The organism is Simiduia litorea (assembly GCF_042853465.1).
GTDB classification, from domain to species: Bacteria; Pseudomonadota; Gammaproteobacteria; order Pseudomonadales; family Cellvibrionaceae; genus Simiduia; species Simiduia litorea.
Window position 1 is genome coordinate 964,378 of record NZ_AP031497.1, and the last position, 16,338, is coordinate 980,715.

The 16,338-nt window shown below is 50.3% G+C and carries 17 protein-coding genes; 9 read left to right on the forward strand and 8 right to left on the reverse strand.

The genetic code is table 11. From position 1 onward, the window contains the following. From ACGHTT_RS04265 to ACGHTT_RS04275, 3 genes are read right to left on the reverse strand one after another with little or no spacing between them, the layout of a single operon-like run. The gene (locus ACGHTT_RS04265) at window positions 1-1,161 is read right to left on the reverse strand and encodes an acyl-CoA dehydrogenase family protein (protein WP_390593725.1); all 1,161 of its coding nucleotides are present in this window, start codon (window positions 1,159-1,161) and stop codon (window positions 1-3) included. A gap of 59 nt (window positions 1,162-1,220) precedes the next feature. Further along, window positions 1,221-3,365 (reverse strand): 3-hydroxyacyl-CoA dehydrogenase NAD-binding domain-containing protein, encoded by a 2,145-nt coding sequence (locus tag ACGHTT_RS04270; protein ID WP_390593726.1) that lies wholly within the window; start codon window positions 3,363-3,365, stop codon window positions 1,221-1,223. A 47-nt stretch (window positions 3,366-3,412) separates the two neighbouring features. Further along, the gene (locus ACGHTT_RS04275) at window positions 3,413-4,621 is read right to left on the reverse strand and encodes an acetyl-CoA C-acetyltransferase (RefSeq protein ID WP_390593727.1); all 1,209 of its coding nucleotides are present in this window, start codon (window positions 4,619-4,621) and stop codon (window positions 3,413-3,415) included. Window positions 4,622-4,846: 225 nt separating this feature from the next. Here ACGHTT_RS04275 and ACGHTT_RS04280 point away from each other — a divergent pair, with 225 nt between their 5' ends. Then, the gene (locus ACGHTT_RS04280; protein WP_390593728.1) at window positions 4,847-5,857 is read left to right on the forward strand and encodes an AraC family transcriptional regulator; all 1,011 of its coding nucleotides are present in this window, start codon (window positions 4,847-4,849) and stop codon (window positions 5,855-5,857) included. On the opposite strand, the gene ACGHTT_RS04285 is transcribed toward ACGHTT_RS04280, so the two are convergent. Both ACGHTT_RS04285 and ACGHTT_RS04290 read right to left on the reverse strand, forming a co-directional pair. After that, on the reverse strand, window positions 5,854-6,375 hold the full coding sequence (locus ACGHTT_RS04285) for a DUF3833 domain-containing protein (RefSeq protein ID WP_390593729.1): 522 nt from the start codon (window positions 6,373-6,375) through the stop codon (window positions 5,854-5,856). The genes ACGHTT_RS04280 and ACGHTT_RS04285 overlap by 4 nt on opposite strands. Then, window positions 6,372-6,887, reverse strand: a complete 516-nt coding sequence (locus tag ACGHTT_RS04290) for a chalcone isomerase family protein (protein ID WP_390593731.1) — start codon at window positions 6,885-6,887, stop codon at window positions 6,372-6,374. The genes ACGHTT_RS04285 and ACGHTT_RS04290 overlap by 4 nt, the downstream gene beginning before the upstream one ends. 124 nt (window positions 6,888-7,011) lie before the next feature. Between ACGHTT_RS04290 and ACGHTT_RS04295 the strand changes: the two genes are divergently transcribed. The 8 genes from ACGHTT_RS04295 (at window position 7,012) to ACGHTT_RS04330 (ending at window position 13,314) form a co-directional block, all read left to right on the forward strand. Further along, window positions 7,012-8,397, forward strand: a complete 1,386-nt coding sequence (locus ACGHTT_RS04295; protein WP_390593733.1) for an MATE family efflux transporter — start codon at window positions 7,012-7,014, stop codon at window positions 8,395-8,397. A 165-nt stretch (window positions 8,398-8,562) separates the two neighbouring features. After that, window positions 8,563-9,813 carry an RNA polymerase sigma factor gene (locus tag ACGHTT_RS04300; RefSeq protein ID WP_390593734.1) on the forward strand — a complete coding sequence of 417 codons (1,251 nt, stop codon included), beginning with the start codon at window positions 8,563-8,565 and terminating at the stop codon, window positions 9,811-9,813. A 116-nt stretch (window positions 9,814-9,929) separates the two neighbouring features. Next, window positions 9,930-10,319, forward strand: coding sequence for a YciI family protein (locus ACGHTT_RS04305; RefSeq protein WP_390593735.1), 390 nt, complete (start codon window positions 9,930-9,932; stop codon window positions 10,317-10,319). Between the two features lie 31 nt (window positions 10,320-10,350). Continuing rightward, window positions 10,351-11,199: a YciI family protein gene (locus ACGHTT_RS04310; protein ID WP_390593736.1), complete on the forward strand. Its 849-nt coding sequence runs from the start codon at window positions 10,351-10,353 to the stop codon at window positions 11,197-11,199. A 10-nt stretch (window positions 11,200-11,209) separates the two neighbouring features. Continuing rightward, window positions 11,210-11,557 (forward strand): YciI family protein, encoded by a 348-nt coding sequence (locus tag ACGHTT_RS04315; protein WP_390593737.1) that lies wholly within the window; start codon window positions 11,210-11,212, stop codon window positions 11,555-11,557. Between the two features lie 165 nt (window positions 11,558-11,722). Then, window positions 11,723-12,199, forward strand: coding sequence for a VOC family protein (locus ACGHTT_RS04320; RefSeq protein WP_390593738.1), 477 nt, complete (start codon window positions 11,723-11,725; stop codon window positions 12,197-12,199). 203 nt (window positions 12,200-12,402) lie between these two features. After that, entirely contained in the window at window positions 12,403-12,837 is a 435-nt protein-coding gene (locus ACGHTT_RS04325) for a GFA family protein (RefSeq protein ID WP_390593739.1), read from the forward strand. 72 nt (window positions 12,838-12,909) lie between these two features. Beyond that, the gene (locus ACGHTT_RS04330; protein ID WP_390593740.1) at window positions 12,910-13,314 is read left to right on the forward strand and encodes a cupin domain-containing protein; all 405 of its coding nucleotides are present in this window, start codon (window positions 12,910-12,912) and stop codon (window positions 13,312-13,314) included. Window positions 13,315-13,441: 127 nt separating this feature from the next. On the opposite strand, the gene ACGHTT_RS04335 is transcribed toward ACGHTT_RS04330, so the two are convergent. The 3 genes from ACGHTT_RS04335 to ACGHTT_RS04345 form a co-directional block, all read right to left on the reverse strand. Next, complete coding sequence (locus tag ACGHTT_RS04335) at window positions 13,442-14,104, reverse strand: lysoplasmalogenase (protein ID WP_390593741.1); 663 nt, start codon at window positions 14,102-14,104, stop codon at window positions 13,442-13,444. Between the two features lie 976 nt (window positions 14,105-15,080). After that, window positions 15,081-15,986 carry a diguanylate cyclase gene (locus ACGHTT_RS04340; RefSeq protein ID WP_390593742.1) on the reverse strand — a complete coding sequence of 302 codons (906 nt, stop codon included), beginning with the start codon at window positions 15,984-15,986 and terminating at the stop codon, window positions 15,081-15,083. A gap of 64 nt (window positions 15,987-16,050) precedes the next feature. Further along, window positions 16,051-16,251 carry a hypothetical protein gene (locus ACGHTT_RS04345; RefSeq protein ID WP_390593743.1) on the reverse strand — a complete coding sequence of 67 codons (201 nt, stop codon included), beginning with the start codon at window positions 16,249-16,251 and terminating at the stop codon, window positions 16,051-16,053. Window positions 16,252-16,338 lie beyond the last annotated feature (87 nt).

The following is a 16,338-nucleotide window of genomic DNA, read 5'->3' on the forward strand; positions in this document are numbered from 1 at the left end:
TTAGTCTAAATTGCTGTGGTACTGATCGGAAAAGATATCTCGGCCGATGATCAGCTTCATGATTTCGGAGCTGCCGGCAAAAATACGATTCGCGCGCGCGTCGGTGAACATGGTGCAGATCGGGTATTCTTGCATGTAACCGGCGCCGCCGTGTAGCTGCACACCAAGGTCCAACATCTTCCATTCAACCTCGGTGGTTTGCAACTTTGCCTTGGCGGCTAGGTTAATGGATAGGTCGCCGGCATTGTGCAGCGCCACCAACTGATCCACGAACATTTCTAGAATGTTAATTTCAGTGTCCATTTCGGCGAGCTTAAAGCGTGTGTTTTGCTTTGCCGACAAGGGTTTACCAAAAACATTGCGCTCCATGGCGAAGCGGCGGGTGAGATCGAAAGCCCGGCGCGCATTGGCAATGGCACCCACGGCGGCGAGCAAGCGCTCTTCGGCTAGGCCTTGCATCAGGTAGAAAAACCCTTTGCCCGGTTCACCCAATATATTTTCTTTGGGAATTTTGACATGGGAAAAGAATAGCTCGGCGGTATCTTGAGCTTTCAGCCCCATTTTTTTTAGATTGCGCCCACGCTCGAAGCATGCCATGCCGCGCTCGAGGATAGCTAAGCTCATGGCGTGTGGGTTATTGGCCGGATCAGATTTGCCAGCGACGATAATGTAGTCGGCATTAATGCCGTTGGATATGTAGGTTTTCGAGCCGTTTAAAATAAAATGATCATCTTGTTCGATGAGGGTGGTGCGCATGCCTGCGAGATCACTACCGGCATCGGGCTCGGTCATGGCAATGGCGAGAATTTTTTCGCCGCTCACGCAGCTTGGCAAGAAGCGTTGTTTCTGCTCATCGGTGCCGAAGTTGTTGATGTAGGGCCCAACCAAGCGGCTGTGTAGGCTATTAAACCATTCGCCACAACCTTGGCGGACGGTTTCTTCGATAATAATTTGCTCGAAACGAAAGTCGTTGTCACCTGTGCCACCGTATTGCTCGTCAGGCCAGATCATTAAAAAGCCTTGATCTCCTGCTTTTTTGAAGGCTTCGCGATCGACGATATTTTGCTCGCGCCATGTTTCAATATTCGGCGCAATTTCCGCTGCTAGAAATTTGCGGTAGGCGCTTCGGAACATTTGCTGCTCTTCGGTGAAATTTCGCATTATCTTTTTCCTGATCCAATGTCAGCCTCCGCACCTGTGTACAGAGACTGACTAGTGACTTAGATGAAGGTGTCGCCGCCTTTGATTTTTTCGCCGACAATGGCCGGGCAGGTGAAGCGCTCACCGAATGTTGCTGCTAATTCACTACAGCGCACCTGAAATTTATCTAATCCGTAGGTGTTAATGAATTGTAGAAAACCCCCTGTCCACAGTGGCGCTCCTATACCCATGATGGAACCGATGTTGCCATCGGCAACGGTGCGTAAGACGTTGCTCTCTAGGCACTTGAGCGTTTCTATCACTTGGCGAAACAGTAACCGATCTTTTATGTCTTGATCGGAGATTGTGACCTCACTCTTGTAATAGGTTTCTAATACGTTTGGCCAAAGGGTTTTATTGCCGTCGCTATAGTCAAAGTAGCCGCCGTTATGATGGCGGCCGCCGCGACCATTTTTTAAGGTGAGGAAATCGATAATCTCGCGCAGCGCGTTTTGCTCGCCCCATTTATCCACCACACCCATGTCGGTCCAGGTTTCCATGGCCTTGCGGGTGAGTTCTTGGCTCACTTCATCGTGCACTGTCAGCGGCCCGACAGGCATGCCGATGGCTTTACCTAGGTTGTCGACTTTAATGGGGTGGGCGCCTTCCACCACGAGTCTTGCACCCTCATCAAAATAGGTGCCGAAGGTACGCGAGGTAAAGAAACCTAGGGAGTCGTTGACCACGATGGGCGTTTTCTTGATTTGACGGGCGTAGTCAAAGGCTTTGGCCAGCGCTAGATCACTGGTTTTTTCACCGCAAATTATTTCCACCAGTGGCATTTTGTCTACCGGAGAAAAGAAGTGCACGCCGATAAAGTTTTCTGGTTTGCTAGACGCTTCTGCCAGTTGGGTAATGGGTAGGGTAGAGGTGTTAGAGCCCCAGATGCCACTGTCGCACAAGTACTTTTCAGTAGCGCTGGTGATTTTATTTTTTAGCGCTACGTTTTCAAATACGGCTTCGATGATGAGATCGCAACCTTGCAGATCTTGATCATCGGCGGTGGCTTTTATAAGCGCCAGCACCTGATTTTTTTTGTCTTCGGTAACGCGACCGCGGGCAATTCCTTTGTCGAGAATTGCGCTAGAGTAAGCTTTGCCTTTTTCAGCGGCTTCTATGCTAATGTCTTTTAGCACAACTTCTATACCCGCTAAGGCAGACACATAAGCAATGCCTTGACCCATCATGCCGGCGCCCAAAACACCTACTTTTTTGGTGAGCTGTGGTTCTATGTTGCTCGGGCGCGAGGCGCCGCTGTTGACCTTGTTCAATTGGAAGAAGAAGGTGCTAATCATATTCTTGGCTTCGGGTGTGCCAACCAGATAGGCGAAGGCGCGACTTTCTATGAGCAGTGCGGTGTCGAAATCTAATCGAGCTGCCTCTACCGCACAGTCTAAAATTTGCTCGGGCGCAGGCAATAAACCACGGGTTTTCTGTGCCAGCATGGCGGGAGCGATGGCTAACACCTGTGCCATTTTGGGCGAGTTGGCACTGCCACCGGGAATGCGAAACTCTTTTTTATCCCAAGGCTGTTGCGCCGCTTCGGCATTGCCTTTGTTCTCCAAAATATAGGCTTTGGCTCTGGGCAATAAGGCGTCTAGGGTATCTACGGTTTCGTCAATCATGCCGGCATTAAGCGCCTCTTGCGGTGTCACTTTTTTACCTTCGAGCAAGTAGGGCAGCGCGGCTTGCAGACCCAATAAATTCACCATGCGCACAATACCGCCTCCACCGGGCAGCAGGCCTAAGGTCACTTCGGGTAGGCCGAGTTGTACCGATTTGTGGTTGTAAGCGATGCGGTAGTTACTGGCTAAGCAAATTTCAAAACCGCCACCCAAGGCAGCGCCGTTGATGGCGGCTACAACCGGCACGGGTAGTTTTTCCAGTTTGCGCAGGTCGCCTTTAATGGTGCTTAACATGGCCATAAAGGCCGCTTCTCGACCTTTTTCGAAGGCCAGCAATTCGTTCAGATCACCACCGGCAAAAAACACCGTTTTGGCCGAGGCGAAAATCACACCAGTCAACTCTTTTTCTGTTTCGAGTTTGGCGACAGTCTCGGCCATGGCGCCGCGATATTCTTCATTCATGGCATTGACGGGGCCGGTCATATCCATGGTAACGGTGACTATGCCATCGGCGTCTTTTTGATAATTAAATACACTCATGATCATTTCCTAATGCTTGTCAGTCGGCACGGGTTAATTAGTCGCGCTTAAACGCGTTCGATAATGGTGGAAATCCCCATGCCGCCGCCGACACAGAGTGACAACATGCCGCGCTTCAAATTGCGACGCTCCAGTTCATCGAGCATGATGCTCACTAACATGCCGCCCGTGGCGCCTAAGGGATGGCCCATAGCGATAGAACCGCCATTGACGTTAGTGATGTCGTGGCTGATACCGAGTTCTTTCATGTAGCGCATGGCGACCGAGGCGAAGGCTTCGTTGATTTCCCAGAGATCAATATCTGAAACCTTTAAGCCAGCTTTGTGTAGGGCTTTTTTCGCTGCGGGCGCAGGGCCGGTGAGCATAATGATGGGGCAAGTGGACAACACCGCAGTGGACACAATGCGACCGCGTGGTGTTAGGCCTAAATCTTTGCCCGCTTTTTCACTGCCCACGAGGATGGCGGAGGCGCCATCGACAATGCCGGAGGAGTTACCCGGGGTATGAACGTGGGTAACTTTCTCGAGGGTGTTGTATTTTCTCAGGATGATATCGTCGAAACCAAAACCGCCCATGGCTTCAAAGGAGGCGTTAAGTTTGCCTAAGCCCTCCATTGTGCTGTTGGGTTTGATGAAATCATCTTGGGCCAGAATGGTGAGGCCATTTTTATCCAGTACCGGCAAGACAGATTTATCGAAGTAGCCATTGTCGCGCGCGAAGGCGGCGCGTCTTTGTGACTCGAGTGCGAAGGCGTCGACGTCGGCGCGGCTATAGCCGTCTAGATTGGCGATCACATCGGCGCCAATACCCTGGGGCACAAAGCCGCTTTTCAATTGAAACGCCACATCGCCCGCCATGGCGCCGCCGTTGGAGCCCATGGGTACCCGCGACATACTTTCGACACCGCCGGCGACCACTAAATCTTCCCAACCGGAGGCAATTTTTTGCGCGGCGATATTGACCGCTTCCAGGCCCGAGGCGCAGAACCTATCCAGCTGCACGCCAGCGACGGATTCGTCCCATCCGGCATTTTGCACCATCATCTTGGCGACGTCTGAACCCTGCTCACCCACAGGGCTAACGCAGCCCATGACTACGTCATCGACATAGGCGGTGTCGAGGTCGTGCCGCGCCTGCAGGCCCTTGAGCAGGCCGGCGCCTAGGTCGATAGGTTTAACCTCGTACAGGCTGCCGTCTTTCTTGCCTTTGCTGCGCGGGGTGCGCACGGCGTCGTAAATATAAGCGTGGTGAGTCATCGTAGGCCTCTTTAGGTTAGTGGCTGGCGCTAGCATCGGCAGTGCGCGCAGGGATGAAAATAAGATTAACCCTAGTCTGCAACCTAATAGGCTAGCTGGCCATGGCATAGACATTCACAAAAATAGGCATTAACTTACATTTGTCTCTCGAAAATGCCGAAATTTGCTTAACCGACGGATATCTTTATGCAAATACTTACAGACTGGAGAAAATAATCAGGCCTCATGCAAATCGTTACTGTTGCCCCCGTATTTGTTAAGAACCTGCTGGCTGGCGCGACCCTGCGGGGCTTTAACGCCGAAGAGATATTGCGGGCGCAGGGGCTATCGCCGCAAATTCTCACTAACCCAAAGTTGCGCATATCGACGATTGCCTTCGCCGAGCTGTGTCATGCGGTGACGCAATTGTTGCGCGATGAGGCCTTTGGACTATTGGCCAAGCCTCAACCCTTCGGCTCTTTTAAGTTGTTGGCCCAAGCGTGCTTGAGCACCGACACGGTGAGGGAATCCCTTATCGCGTGGCGCAACGGCACCAATTTGCTCGACTCTAGTCTTAGTGCCAGCACAACCTTTACTGAGGAAGGTGGTTGTCTGGCCTTTCAGTGTGAGCGGCGCGAAGGTGTGGATAGTCATTACATTGTGGAAACGGTGTTAACGACGGCGCATCGGCTGCACTGTTGGCTGGCGAATGAATTCCTTCCCATTGAACGAGTTGAGTTGGCCTATCCAGAGCCAGAATTTAGCGAAGAATACCGCTTGGTGTTTTACGGTGCACCGGTGCGTTTCAATCAAAAACGCAATGCTATTTATTTTAACCATCAGACCTTGGCTCTGAGTTGTCAGCGCGATAAGTTAGAGTTAAGGAAATTATTCGAGCGCCCGCATATTCAGTTGCTGACGCAGCCGAAACAAAGTAAGTCTGCCCATATGCGTGCTCGATTGTTGATGGAGCATTTATTTCGCGATGGTCATAGCAACCCGCAATTGACTCAGGTGGCAACAGCTATGGGGGTGACAGAGCAAACACTGCGGCGGCATTTACACAAAGATGGCTATTCATTTCAGCAGTTGAAAGATGACATTCGGCGCGATATGGCGATTTTCTTTATAAACAGCAAAGACCAGAGTATTGAGGAAATCGCTTTTCGATTAGGGTTTTCCGAAGCCAGTACGTTTATCCGCGCCTTTAAGAAGTGGACTGGCTTAACGCCTCTGGCTTATAGAAAGTTGTCCTAGTGTTTCTTTTCAAAGAACAGGGTAACTTCACCCACGGTAAGGCCCCACTTCTTAATCTTTGCCTTGTTGAAGGCGCGGCGTTGATCCAGTCGAAACATCCAGTCATCGAAGGCAACGCGATAGACGTCCCCATCTACCGTTAAATCCATGTCGTATTGCCACTGCACGGCAAAGCCGTGTTCTGCCCCTTGCGCTATGCCTACGATATCGGCGGCTCTGCCAACATAGCCTTGGTCTGTAGCCTTGATGGTCCACTGGCGAAATTGTTTTTGACCGTCGTCATACAGGAAGTGTTCATCTAAAACCAGACGGCCATCCTCTTGCATTATACCGGTCATGCTGACAGTGAAGCGGCGTGTAACTTTGCCCGAATAATCTTGCACTATACCCCAGGCTTTCGTTTCACCTTGAAAAAAATCCACCAGTGAGAATGTCGGATTCTCGCCGTTATATTCTTGTAAGTTGACGCTGCCGCAGCTGGCCAAAAGCAAGCTTAGGGTAAGTAGTACTATTTTCATTGGGTGTCTCCCATCAATTTCTTTCGGGCTCTGGGGTAGCTTGCCTCTTGTGCAAGCCAGATGGCGAGAAACGTCGAGGAAAATTCCACATCCGTCACTGCGCCAATAGGTTGCTCGGCAAAATAAAATTCACTGGAACCGCTGGGCGTTACATATAAGGTTAAGCGGTCGCCTTTTTTTACTGAGGGCCAAAACCGGGCTAGCTGCTCCAGCCAGGCTTCTGAGCGCTCTTGATACAAACCCAAGCGCTGCCATTGCTCGCGCGTATTATCGAGCAAATCTTGTTGGTCGATATTGCGCGCGTAGGTGAGCTCTAGGGCGAATGGTCTCGGTAGCGATTGCGCTTCCTCAATTTTTTTGCCGTCACAACTTAAGGTGCGCGCCGAATATACGGAAAAGCCCCAAACGCTGAGATCCGCTTGACCAATCTCGGTCAAATCTTTTATCTGTTCACAGGCTTGTGCTGAGACTAAAGGACATAGCAGCAAGCCGATTAGGATTTGAGTTTTCACAAGACACCAAAGCTGTGTGGGTGATGCTTCTTAGTACGCACCGAGCGGGTGTTTGGATGACTCTTGCCAACCGAGCTATTTGCGGTACAGTGTCCTATTTATTGTCAGGTTGACTAAAAAGTTGATGTCAGAGCCAGAAAACACCCGCCAGCAGAGTCAAGTGCTTGAAAAAGGGCTGTGGGGCATGACTCGCCCGATGATGCTCGAGCAGGCGCTGGTGCTCAGCATCCCCATGACCGACCTGTTTTTTCTCAGTCGCGTTTCGGATGACTCAGCCGCAGCCGTCGGCGCCATTACACCTATTTTATATTTTGCCTTTACCTGTTTGTGGGTGGTGGCGTTTGCAGGGTCTAGCCTGACCTCACAGCGCATGGGTAACAATGATTATGCCCAGGCCGAAACCACTATCGGGGTGTATGGTTTTTGGCTGATGCTCTTGAGTGTGTTAGCCACCGCGTTAGTATATTTTGGCGGCCCATTGGTGGCTCGAGCCATGGGTTTGCCCGGCGCGATTTTAGTCGATGCAATCACTTACCTGCAGATCACCGCGTGGATGATTGGAGTTTGGGGTTTTCACTCGCTCACGCACAGTATCCTGACTGTTTATGGCCAGCCGCAGTGGAACCTTGTTGCCAATGGCGCTTACTTTATCAGCAATGTGGTGGGCAACAGCTGTGTCGTTTTCGGTTTGTTTGGTGTGCCTGTTTATGGCTTGGTGGGTGTTGCTTGGGTGAGTGTGGCGTCGTCATTGCTCGGTGTCATTGTGGCAACCTTAGCGATTTTTTATAAGCTTAAATTTCGCATTGTGTGGCACAAGGTACGGCAAGATTTTCGTCGACATTCGATTCAACTTAGACGCATTGCGCTACCGAGCATTGCCGAACCCTTAAGCTTTGACGGCCAAATGATTGTGTTGAGTGCGATTGTTGCCGTGGGGGGGGCGACTGAGCTGGCCGCGCGTGCGTATACATTCAACACGTTTATGGCGTTATTAATTGTGACTGTTGCGATCAGTACAGCGACAGAGGTGATGGTGGCGCAACATGTTGGCGCGAAGCGATTTGAGGCCGCCAATGCACAGCTGCACCAAAGCTTACGGGCGGCATTTTTGGGCGCCGGCTTGATCGGCGTGATCTTTACCCTACTAGCACCTCAAATCATGGCGCTCTACACCACTGAGGCGAGCATATTGGCAATGGCCTGGTGGTACTTCGGATTATCTTTTCTGGCTGAACCAGGTCGAACGGTGAATATCATTGTAGGTAATTCGCTTAGAGGCACGGGCGACGGTTGGTTTATCTCTGTTGTTGGTATTTTATTTAGCTGGGGTATCGCCGTGCCGCTGGCGTGGTTTTTAGCGATACATCTCGGTATGGGTTTAGTGGGCGTGTTGATTTCTGCGGCGCTCGATGAAGGTTGTCGCTCACTGCTGTATTACGGCCGCTGGCGCAAAGGTCACTGGAAGCATAAAAATGCCATTGCTCAGGAGGAGGCCAGCGCCGTCGCCTAATGTAGACCAGTACTTTTGTAACGACCCGGGTTTACACCTGATTTTACAACTTACACTATAGCGAGAGTTTCAAGTTAACTTTGCGCGAACAGCGAGCTAGTTTTTTGATTGGCCAAAGGCCCGTCGTTTCGCGCAGTTCATTAGATTAAACGGCATCGCTAATGCATGACCAGTTCAAACATGGTTGATAGTGAGCTTACAGCGCTTTATAAACAGCACTCGCGCAAGGTGTTGGCAACGCTCGTTCGCTTATTAGGTGATTTTGATTTGGCCGAAGAGGCTGTGCACGAAGCCTTTGCTTTGGCGCTTGTGACGTGGCGCACCGACGGCATCCCTAAAAACCCAACGGCTTGGCTTATTTCCACGGGTAGATTTAAAGCGATTGATATCATTCGTCGCAATCAGCGTTTTGGTGCGCTTCAATCTGATTTACAGCAGCTTATTAGTGAGATTGAAGAGCACAACCTTGCCTTATCGCAACAGGATATCGAAGACGATCAGTTGCGTATGATCTTTACCTGTTGCCATCCAGCTATAGATGCCAAAGTACAAGTACCCTTAACGCTGCGCGAGGTTTGCGGTTTAACCACAGAGGAGATCGCCAGTGCCTTTTTAGTGCCGGTAGCCACCATGGCACAGCGCATAGTCCGCGGTAAACACAAGATACGTGAGGCGAGAATCCCCTTCGTTATCCCCGAAGTGAGCGAGTTGCCGGAGCGGCTGGACGGCGTTTTGTCGGTTATCTATTTAGTTTTTAACGAAGGCTATTCGGCTTCTAGCGGCGACGCCCTGACCCGAGCCGAGTTATCCAGCGAGGCCATTCGCCTCTGCAGGTTGTTGATGGCCTTGTTGCCTGATGCCGAAGTGATGGGGCTGTTGGCACTCATGCTGCTGCATGAATCGCGCCGCCAAGCGCGTACAGATGCTCAGGGTGATATTGTTTTACTGGAAGATCAGGACCGACGCTTGTGGCACAAGCACTGTATTGCCGAAGGTACGGCGCTGGTGCGCCAAGCGCTGTTATCGCGGCGCTTTGGTTTTTATACCTTGCAGGCAGCGATAGCCGCCGTGCACGCCGAATCGGCCAGTGCGGCAGGCACAGATTGGCATCAAGTTGTCTCGCTTTATTCCGTGTTGTTGCGCGTGGAGCCGTCGCCCATTATTGAGTTAAACCGCGCTGTTGCCATTGCGATGCGCGATGGCCCCGAGGCTGGCTTACAGCTTATCGACAGCATCTTGAGCCGTGGTGAACTTATCGAATATCACTTGCTCCACGCGTCTCGAGCTGAGCTGTTGCGCCGTTCGGGTCGGCATGAGCTGGCATTGGCGGCGTTTGAACAAGCCTTGACGCTAGCCCAGCAAGAGCCTGAAAGACGCTTAATTAAACATAAAATAACCCAGCTTCTGCTCCGCTAAACGACAACCTCAATTCTTCTCTATAATATTTTTTTGTCGGGTGTCGATTGGCTCATTTCTCATTCGACTAGATAGTAGAAACACAAAAAAATATCACTATTGAGGTTGGAAGTATTATGAAATTTGTCTGTTTAGGTTATATGGATGAGTCTAGATGGGAGGTCTTGTCAGACGCCGAGCGAGCAGCGTTGATGGAAAGCTGTTTTGCTTATGACGATGAGCTGCGTCGCGGAAAGCATTTTATTGGTGGCGAGGCATTGGCCTCGGCGAGTAATGCGGTGACCCTGCGAGCCAAACAGGGCGCAGTTGACGTAGCTGACGGGCCCTTCGCAGAAACCAAAGAGGTTTTGGGCGGCATTTTGTTACTCGAAGCTAATGACTTCAACCACGCAATTGCGCTGATGTCTCAGCATCCAGGGCTGCGCATGGGGCCGTTTGAAATTCGCGCCGCCGATGAAAGCATTAATCAATTAGTTGCCGCTCGTTCGGCGCAGTTCAGCGCTTAATGTGTGGAGAGCATAACAGGGAGAAAATTTAATGAAAGTGATGGTAATCGTTAAAGCAACGGCTTCATCAGAAGCGGGGCAATTACCCAGTAGCGAATTACTGGCAGCTATGGGTAGTTTTAATGAAGCGCTAGTGAGTGCGGGCATTATGGCGTCTGGCGAGGGGTTAAAGCCCAGTAGCGAGGGCTTTCGAGTGCGCTTTAATGGCGCCGATCGCCAGGTTACAAAGGGACCGTTCGTTGAAACTAATGAGTTAATTGCGGGTTATTGGATATGGAATGTTCAATCAATGGACGAAGCGCTTGAATGGGTAAAAAAATGCCCAAACCCGATGCAGGAAGTGTCCGACATTGAAATTCGTTCATTCTATGAAATGGATGATTTTGCCGAGATCGACACCAGCGGCGAGATTAGCCGGCGCGAGAAAGAACTGCGCAACACTCTCGCTATGCAACAATCGACAATCAATAGCTATTTGTTTTTTTCAGGTCGCTGCGAAGAGGCGCTAAACTTTTACCAACAACACCTCAACGCCAAAGTAGAGATGTTGATGCGTTTCAATGAGAGCCCAGAGCCGGTACCAGACGAGATGCTGCAGGAAGGTTTCGATAATAAAGTGATGCATGCTGAATTTAGCGTCGGGCCTAACCGCATTTTGGCTTCCGATGGCTGCGGCGACGGTACTGCAATGTCCGGCTTTTCCCTAGCTTTAACTGTGCAAGAAAAAGCGCACGCAGGCAGAATTTTTGAGGCCTTGGCGCACGGGGGGGATGTGCAGGTGCCATTGGCCGAAACTTTTTGGTCACCTTTATTCGGCTCAGTAACCGATCAATTTGGCGTCAGTTGGATGATCATGTTGCCCAGCGAGCCATCTACATAGGTAGATTTCAATGCAGTATATGTTATTAATTTATAGCGATGAAAATGCTTGGACGGAAACTGAGCGCGAAGCGTGTATGTTGGCGTCTATGGCAATTTGTGATGAGTTGACAGAGGCAGGGCAGTTGATCGCTGCTTCGCCCTTGCACTCTGTGTCAACTGCGACAAGCTTGCGTATTCGCCAAGGTAAGCGATTGATTACTGACGGCCCTTTTGCTGAAACTAGCGAGCAGTTGGGTGGCTATTATATTGTCGATGTCGAAAACTTGGATCAGGCCGTGGCGATTGCTAGCCGATTGCCGCCTGCAACAAAAGGGACAGTGGAAATTCGTCCGCTGTTTACTTTACCTGAATCATAGCGACAGATCATGGCTTTTAAAGCCGCTAGACGTTAGTTACTCATGGATGCGGATAAGTTAAATCGTCTTCACGTTGAATACGTCAACATCGTTTCAACCTATTGGAGGCCGTTGAATTTTGTCGCATGCTTTTAAACAAGGTAATGACATTCGGGGAGAAAATCGATGGCTGAATTGGTGACTTGTGTTTGGTTTGATCACGGTGAAGCAGCTAAGGCGGCTGAATTTTATGCCGCCACTTTTCCAAATAGCCGTGTTGATCGCATTAATCTGGCGCCCAGTGATTTCCCTGGTGGTAGGGAAGGCTGTGAGCTCACTGTCGAATTTACCTTGCTAGGGCGCAAGTATATTGGCCTGAATGGCGGGCCTAATTTCAAGCCCAATGAAGCTGTAAGCTTTATGGTTGTCACTGAAACGCAGCAGGAAACGGATCGTTTTTGGCAAGCGATAATTGGCAATGGCGGCACTGAAAGCGCCTGCGGTTGGTGTAAAGATCGCTGGGGTTTTTCTTGGCAAATTATACCCACGTTGTTGCTCGACCTGACTACAAGCTTGGATCAAAATGTGGCAAAGCAGGCGTTCGCGGCTATGATGACCATGACCAAGATCGATATGGCGGCGCTGACACAGGTGTGTAAGTGAACCTAGAAATAGGTCTAGCTATTAACAGAAAGAATTTTTTTGACAGTGAGTTTGCCATGTTGGAAGTAAGTGGTAATTTAGCTGAATCTTTTGTGTAAGAATTGGCGTACCTCGGGAAACTGTGGAGTTGAGAACATGAGCGGCGTAAAATCTCTGTAAGCGGCGGTTGCCAGTGTGGCGCTATTCGTTATCACTCAGACCTGATGTTCGACAACGCCCATATCTGTCACTGTCGCATGTGCCAGAAAGCCGTGGGCAATATCTTTTCTGCGCTTGTCGCGGCGCCCAACGAAACACTCGAATGGACGCGCGGCAAGCCGTCCGTTTTTATGAGTTCTGAGTTGGTTGAGCGCGGCTTTTGTCATCAATGCGGTACCCCCTTGTTTTATCGCGGAATCGACAGCAATCGAATTAATCTGACCATAGGTTCTCTCGATGAACCTGAGAAATTTGCGCCTAAATCGCAAATGGGGCGAGAGGCGCGGCTAGTTTGGTTTGAGCATCTAACCACGCTTGCCGACGAGGGCGTTACAGGTGCTGGAGGCAATGAGGCTTGGGCGCAATCCATAGCCGCCAGTAATCGCCAACATCCCGACCATGATACCGACCAGTGGCCCGTGCTGACGTCAATTGAATAGTGTTATTGCCGAAGCTCAATGCGGCTGCCTGTTAAACCCGAATGCATTGAAAAATAACGGGGAATGAGAGATATGAAACTATCGACGCAGACCCTGTTCGACTTTGCGGCTGTCTTTACGCCTAAGCTCGACGTGGCTAGTGTGCCAACTGGGCCTGGTATGTACGAGGCGCTGGATCGAAATTTCGACCATTTTAAGGGGCATCTGCTGGTGTCTTGTTATGACTTTTCTGAGCCTTGGGGAAGTTGGGAGCGACATCCTGCCGGTGATGAAATCGTGATATTACTGTCAGGTCGAGTCGAGTTCGTTGTGCGCGGGCAGGAGGGAGATGAATCCGTCTGGCTCGGTCAAGCCGGCGGTTACCTTGTGATTCCGCAAGGTGTTTGGCACACCGCTAAAACCTCTGAACCGAGCCGGTTGCTATTTATGACACCAGGTGAAGGTACTGAGCACGCGCAAAATCCTCAGTTGTTGTAAAAAACTGATTATCTTTTAACCCAGTCATTTTTTTGGTCGCTTGGTTGTTGCATTAGCCCCTGTCAACGCCTTGCCAAGGCGCCACAACTCAGCGCTTAGAAACCGCAAGCATTATTATCACTATCTATTAAGTTTGTACTTGTGGTGCGTCTTTTTTACGCCTATGCATTAACGCAGCGGTAACGATGAGTGCCTGAGCCGCATAATAGGTCACCATGATCGCAATATCGCTACCGGTAAAAGGCAATACGAATTTATTGATGGCAATTAAACTATCGGAAAGTACAAACAACAAGACGCCGGTAAATAATGTGGCTTGCTTGGTTTGATGTAGGCAAGCGCAACAGGCCATAGCGATAATGGCGGTCAAATAAATGGCTACGGGTATGAGTAGCTCCCCTGTTTTTGGCAAAATAATTGCCGCTAGCCCTAAGCTGATGATGATAACAAAGCTTAAGCGCGATTTTGCTTTCGCTGTCAGGCTAGTCGCGCGTTCGCGGTAAAACCCTACGGCGTAGCTTAGCTGTGCGAGTAAAAAAGCACTGAGCCCAAAAGTGAAACTGTTGTTGATAGGTAGAGCCAGCAATACGTCGCCGCAGGCAGAGAATAGCAATGCCGGCCAGAGATAAAGGGGTTTAACCTGAGCGCGGAATACTAACGCAATTAATAAAAATATCGGCATAACTTTTAATGCTGCCGAAACTGAACTTGGCAAGTCAAATGCCATCGAGATCAAGTAAATCAAGCTGAATAAGAGAAAGGGTGGCCAGAAAGAGAATTTCGAGTTCATGGGGTTGTGCCATTATTGTTTTTGGCAGTATAAGGCATTGCGTGTGACTGAGAAGTCGATATATCTGCTTGAGTCATCTATTGGTATTCATGTAGGGGTAGAAATAGAAAAGGGCCAGCGATGCTGGCCCTTTAAAGCTTTTTCCCTAAGTGTGGTCTTCGTCCATGCTCCGTGACCTGTATGCATGACCCCTAATCCTAAGGGGTACTTCCTTTTGACCTTCACTGGTCTGCGTTACATCCTGTCTACTTCCTTGTTGATATGTATTTTGCTAAAAACCGCTCTCGGTAACTAGTGGGCGTAATCCGCAGTTGTTGTCAGTTGCCGCCGTCTTTCTTGTGCGATATTTCGTACAGCGCTTGGGTTTTTACCTAGGGCAATAAAGAGGCCAGCTCGAGGACTGTCTTTAAGTGGCATTCCTCCAGGTCGCTCCTGCCGCTAGGGCATGCGTCCGCATTGTGAGGCCTTGCGCTGAGAGCGCTTTCAAGTGCGCTGTTTGGCTTTCGCGGTACTAGGAAGGTGCACTGGGGGCGTCGAACTTAGGTTTGCCTGTCGCTCGCAGGGAGTGCCACACTGTCTTGGGGCTTTTACTTGAGCCAATGAAAAGGCCAGCTCGAGGCTGGCCTTTTAATTTCTTTCCCTAAATGTCGGTCTATGCTCTTCCTTGAATCCTAATCCCTGTGTCTTGCTCTGAGAGCCTCGCGCAATCCTTACGCTGTCCTTGATTCCGTTTCCCTGACCGTTATATTTGGCCCTAATTTCCTAAGGGCGCTTCCGTTGGCCTTCTTTGGCCTTTAAACATCCGTGTGTACTTCCTTGTTGACGCTTATTCTCTGTCAGGTGCGTTTGTATAGAAAGTGGCTAATGGCTGAACCTTTTGTAAGCGATCTCGCACAAGCTTGGGGTTATGAGCTGCGGCTGTCGAAAAAGCTGTGAAAGGCCTCACAAAATGCGGGCTAAATTGTGAAGCAGGACGCTAAATTCCAGAAATGACGCAGTTTCTGCCTTGCTCCTTCGCTTGGTATAAAAGCCGATCGGCGCGGTTTACCAGCTGGTCGAATTGAGTCTCCGCGCCTGTAAACTCGGTAACGCCTAGGCTTAAAGTGAATTGGGTCGATTTGCCATTGAGTGTTATGACCCGTTTCTCAATGGCTAAGCGAATTCGCTCTGCGATACGGGCGGCGCCGTCGCAGGTGGATTCTGGACAGCAAATGGCGAACTCTTCACCGCCTAAGCGGGCTAATATGTCGGATTCGCGAATACAGGCCTTACATACTTCGGCAATTGTTTTGAGCGCTTCATCGCCCATGGCGTGGCCGAAATTATCGTTAATGGCTTTAAACTTGTCGGCATCGAGCATGATCACCGAGAGCGGGCGCAAGTGTCGCTTGGACTTGGAGAACTCAATATTGCAGAGTTCGAAGAAATGGCGCCGATTAAAGCATTCGGTGAGTGAATCGGTGGAGGCTATGGTGGCTAGGGTTTCATTTGCAGCCGCTAGTTCGTCTTGGCTTTGCTTAAGCCTCACGGCCGAGCGAACCCGTGCTTCAAGCACTGGATAGATGAAAGGTTTGGAAATGAAGTCGTGCGCGCCTAGGTCTAGAGTCTCGATGACGCTGTCGTCGCCATCATTGGCCGACACCATGATAACGGGTGTATTTTCGACTGCATCTAGCTTTTTTAGTTGGGCGAGGGTTTCGGAGCCGCTCATACCGGGCATCATCATGTCCAGTAATATGACATCGGGATTAAAGTCTAAGACTTTATCTAAGCACTCTTGCCCGCTGGTGGCAGACATGACCTCATGGCCATCGTCTTCTAAGTTGTACCAAAGAAGCTTGATGTTATCCTCTACGTCATCAACGATAAATATTTTGGCCATATACTGCTAGTCCGTCATTTTACAGATCAGTATAGACACTATCGTCTGGACGGCACGGATAATATTAGTGGCGTACTTGGCTCATTTCTTTGACGTCGGTACTACGCCGGTCGTGGCTTGTGGGTTGCTTGGATTCAGTCGCCGCAAGCTGGTTTTTGAGGCGGGAGATCACTTGAGCCATCACTTCGAGTGTCTGGCTAAGTTGGTCGAGGCTAATGAGCACGGCTTCATTTGTGGCAGGCTTTTGACGTCGTTCGTGGTCCATAGTCCTAATCCCTCCTTAGAGATTAAGTAAGTATTCACTTTCGCGTTAGCGCTACCCCGCTGGGGGGTAGCAGCCGATACAGCTGAG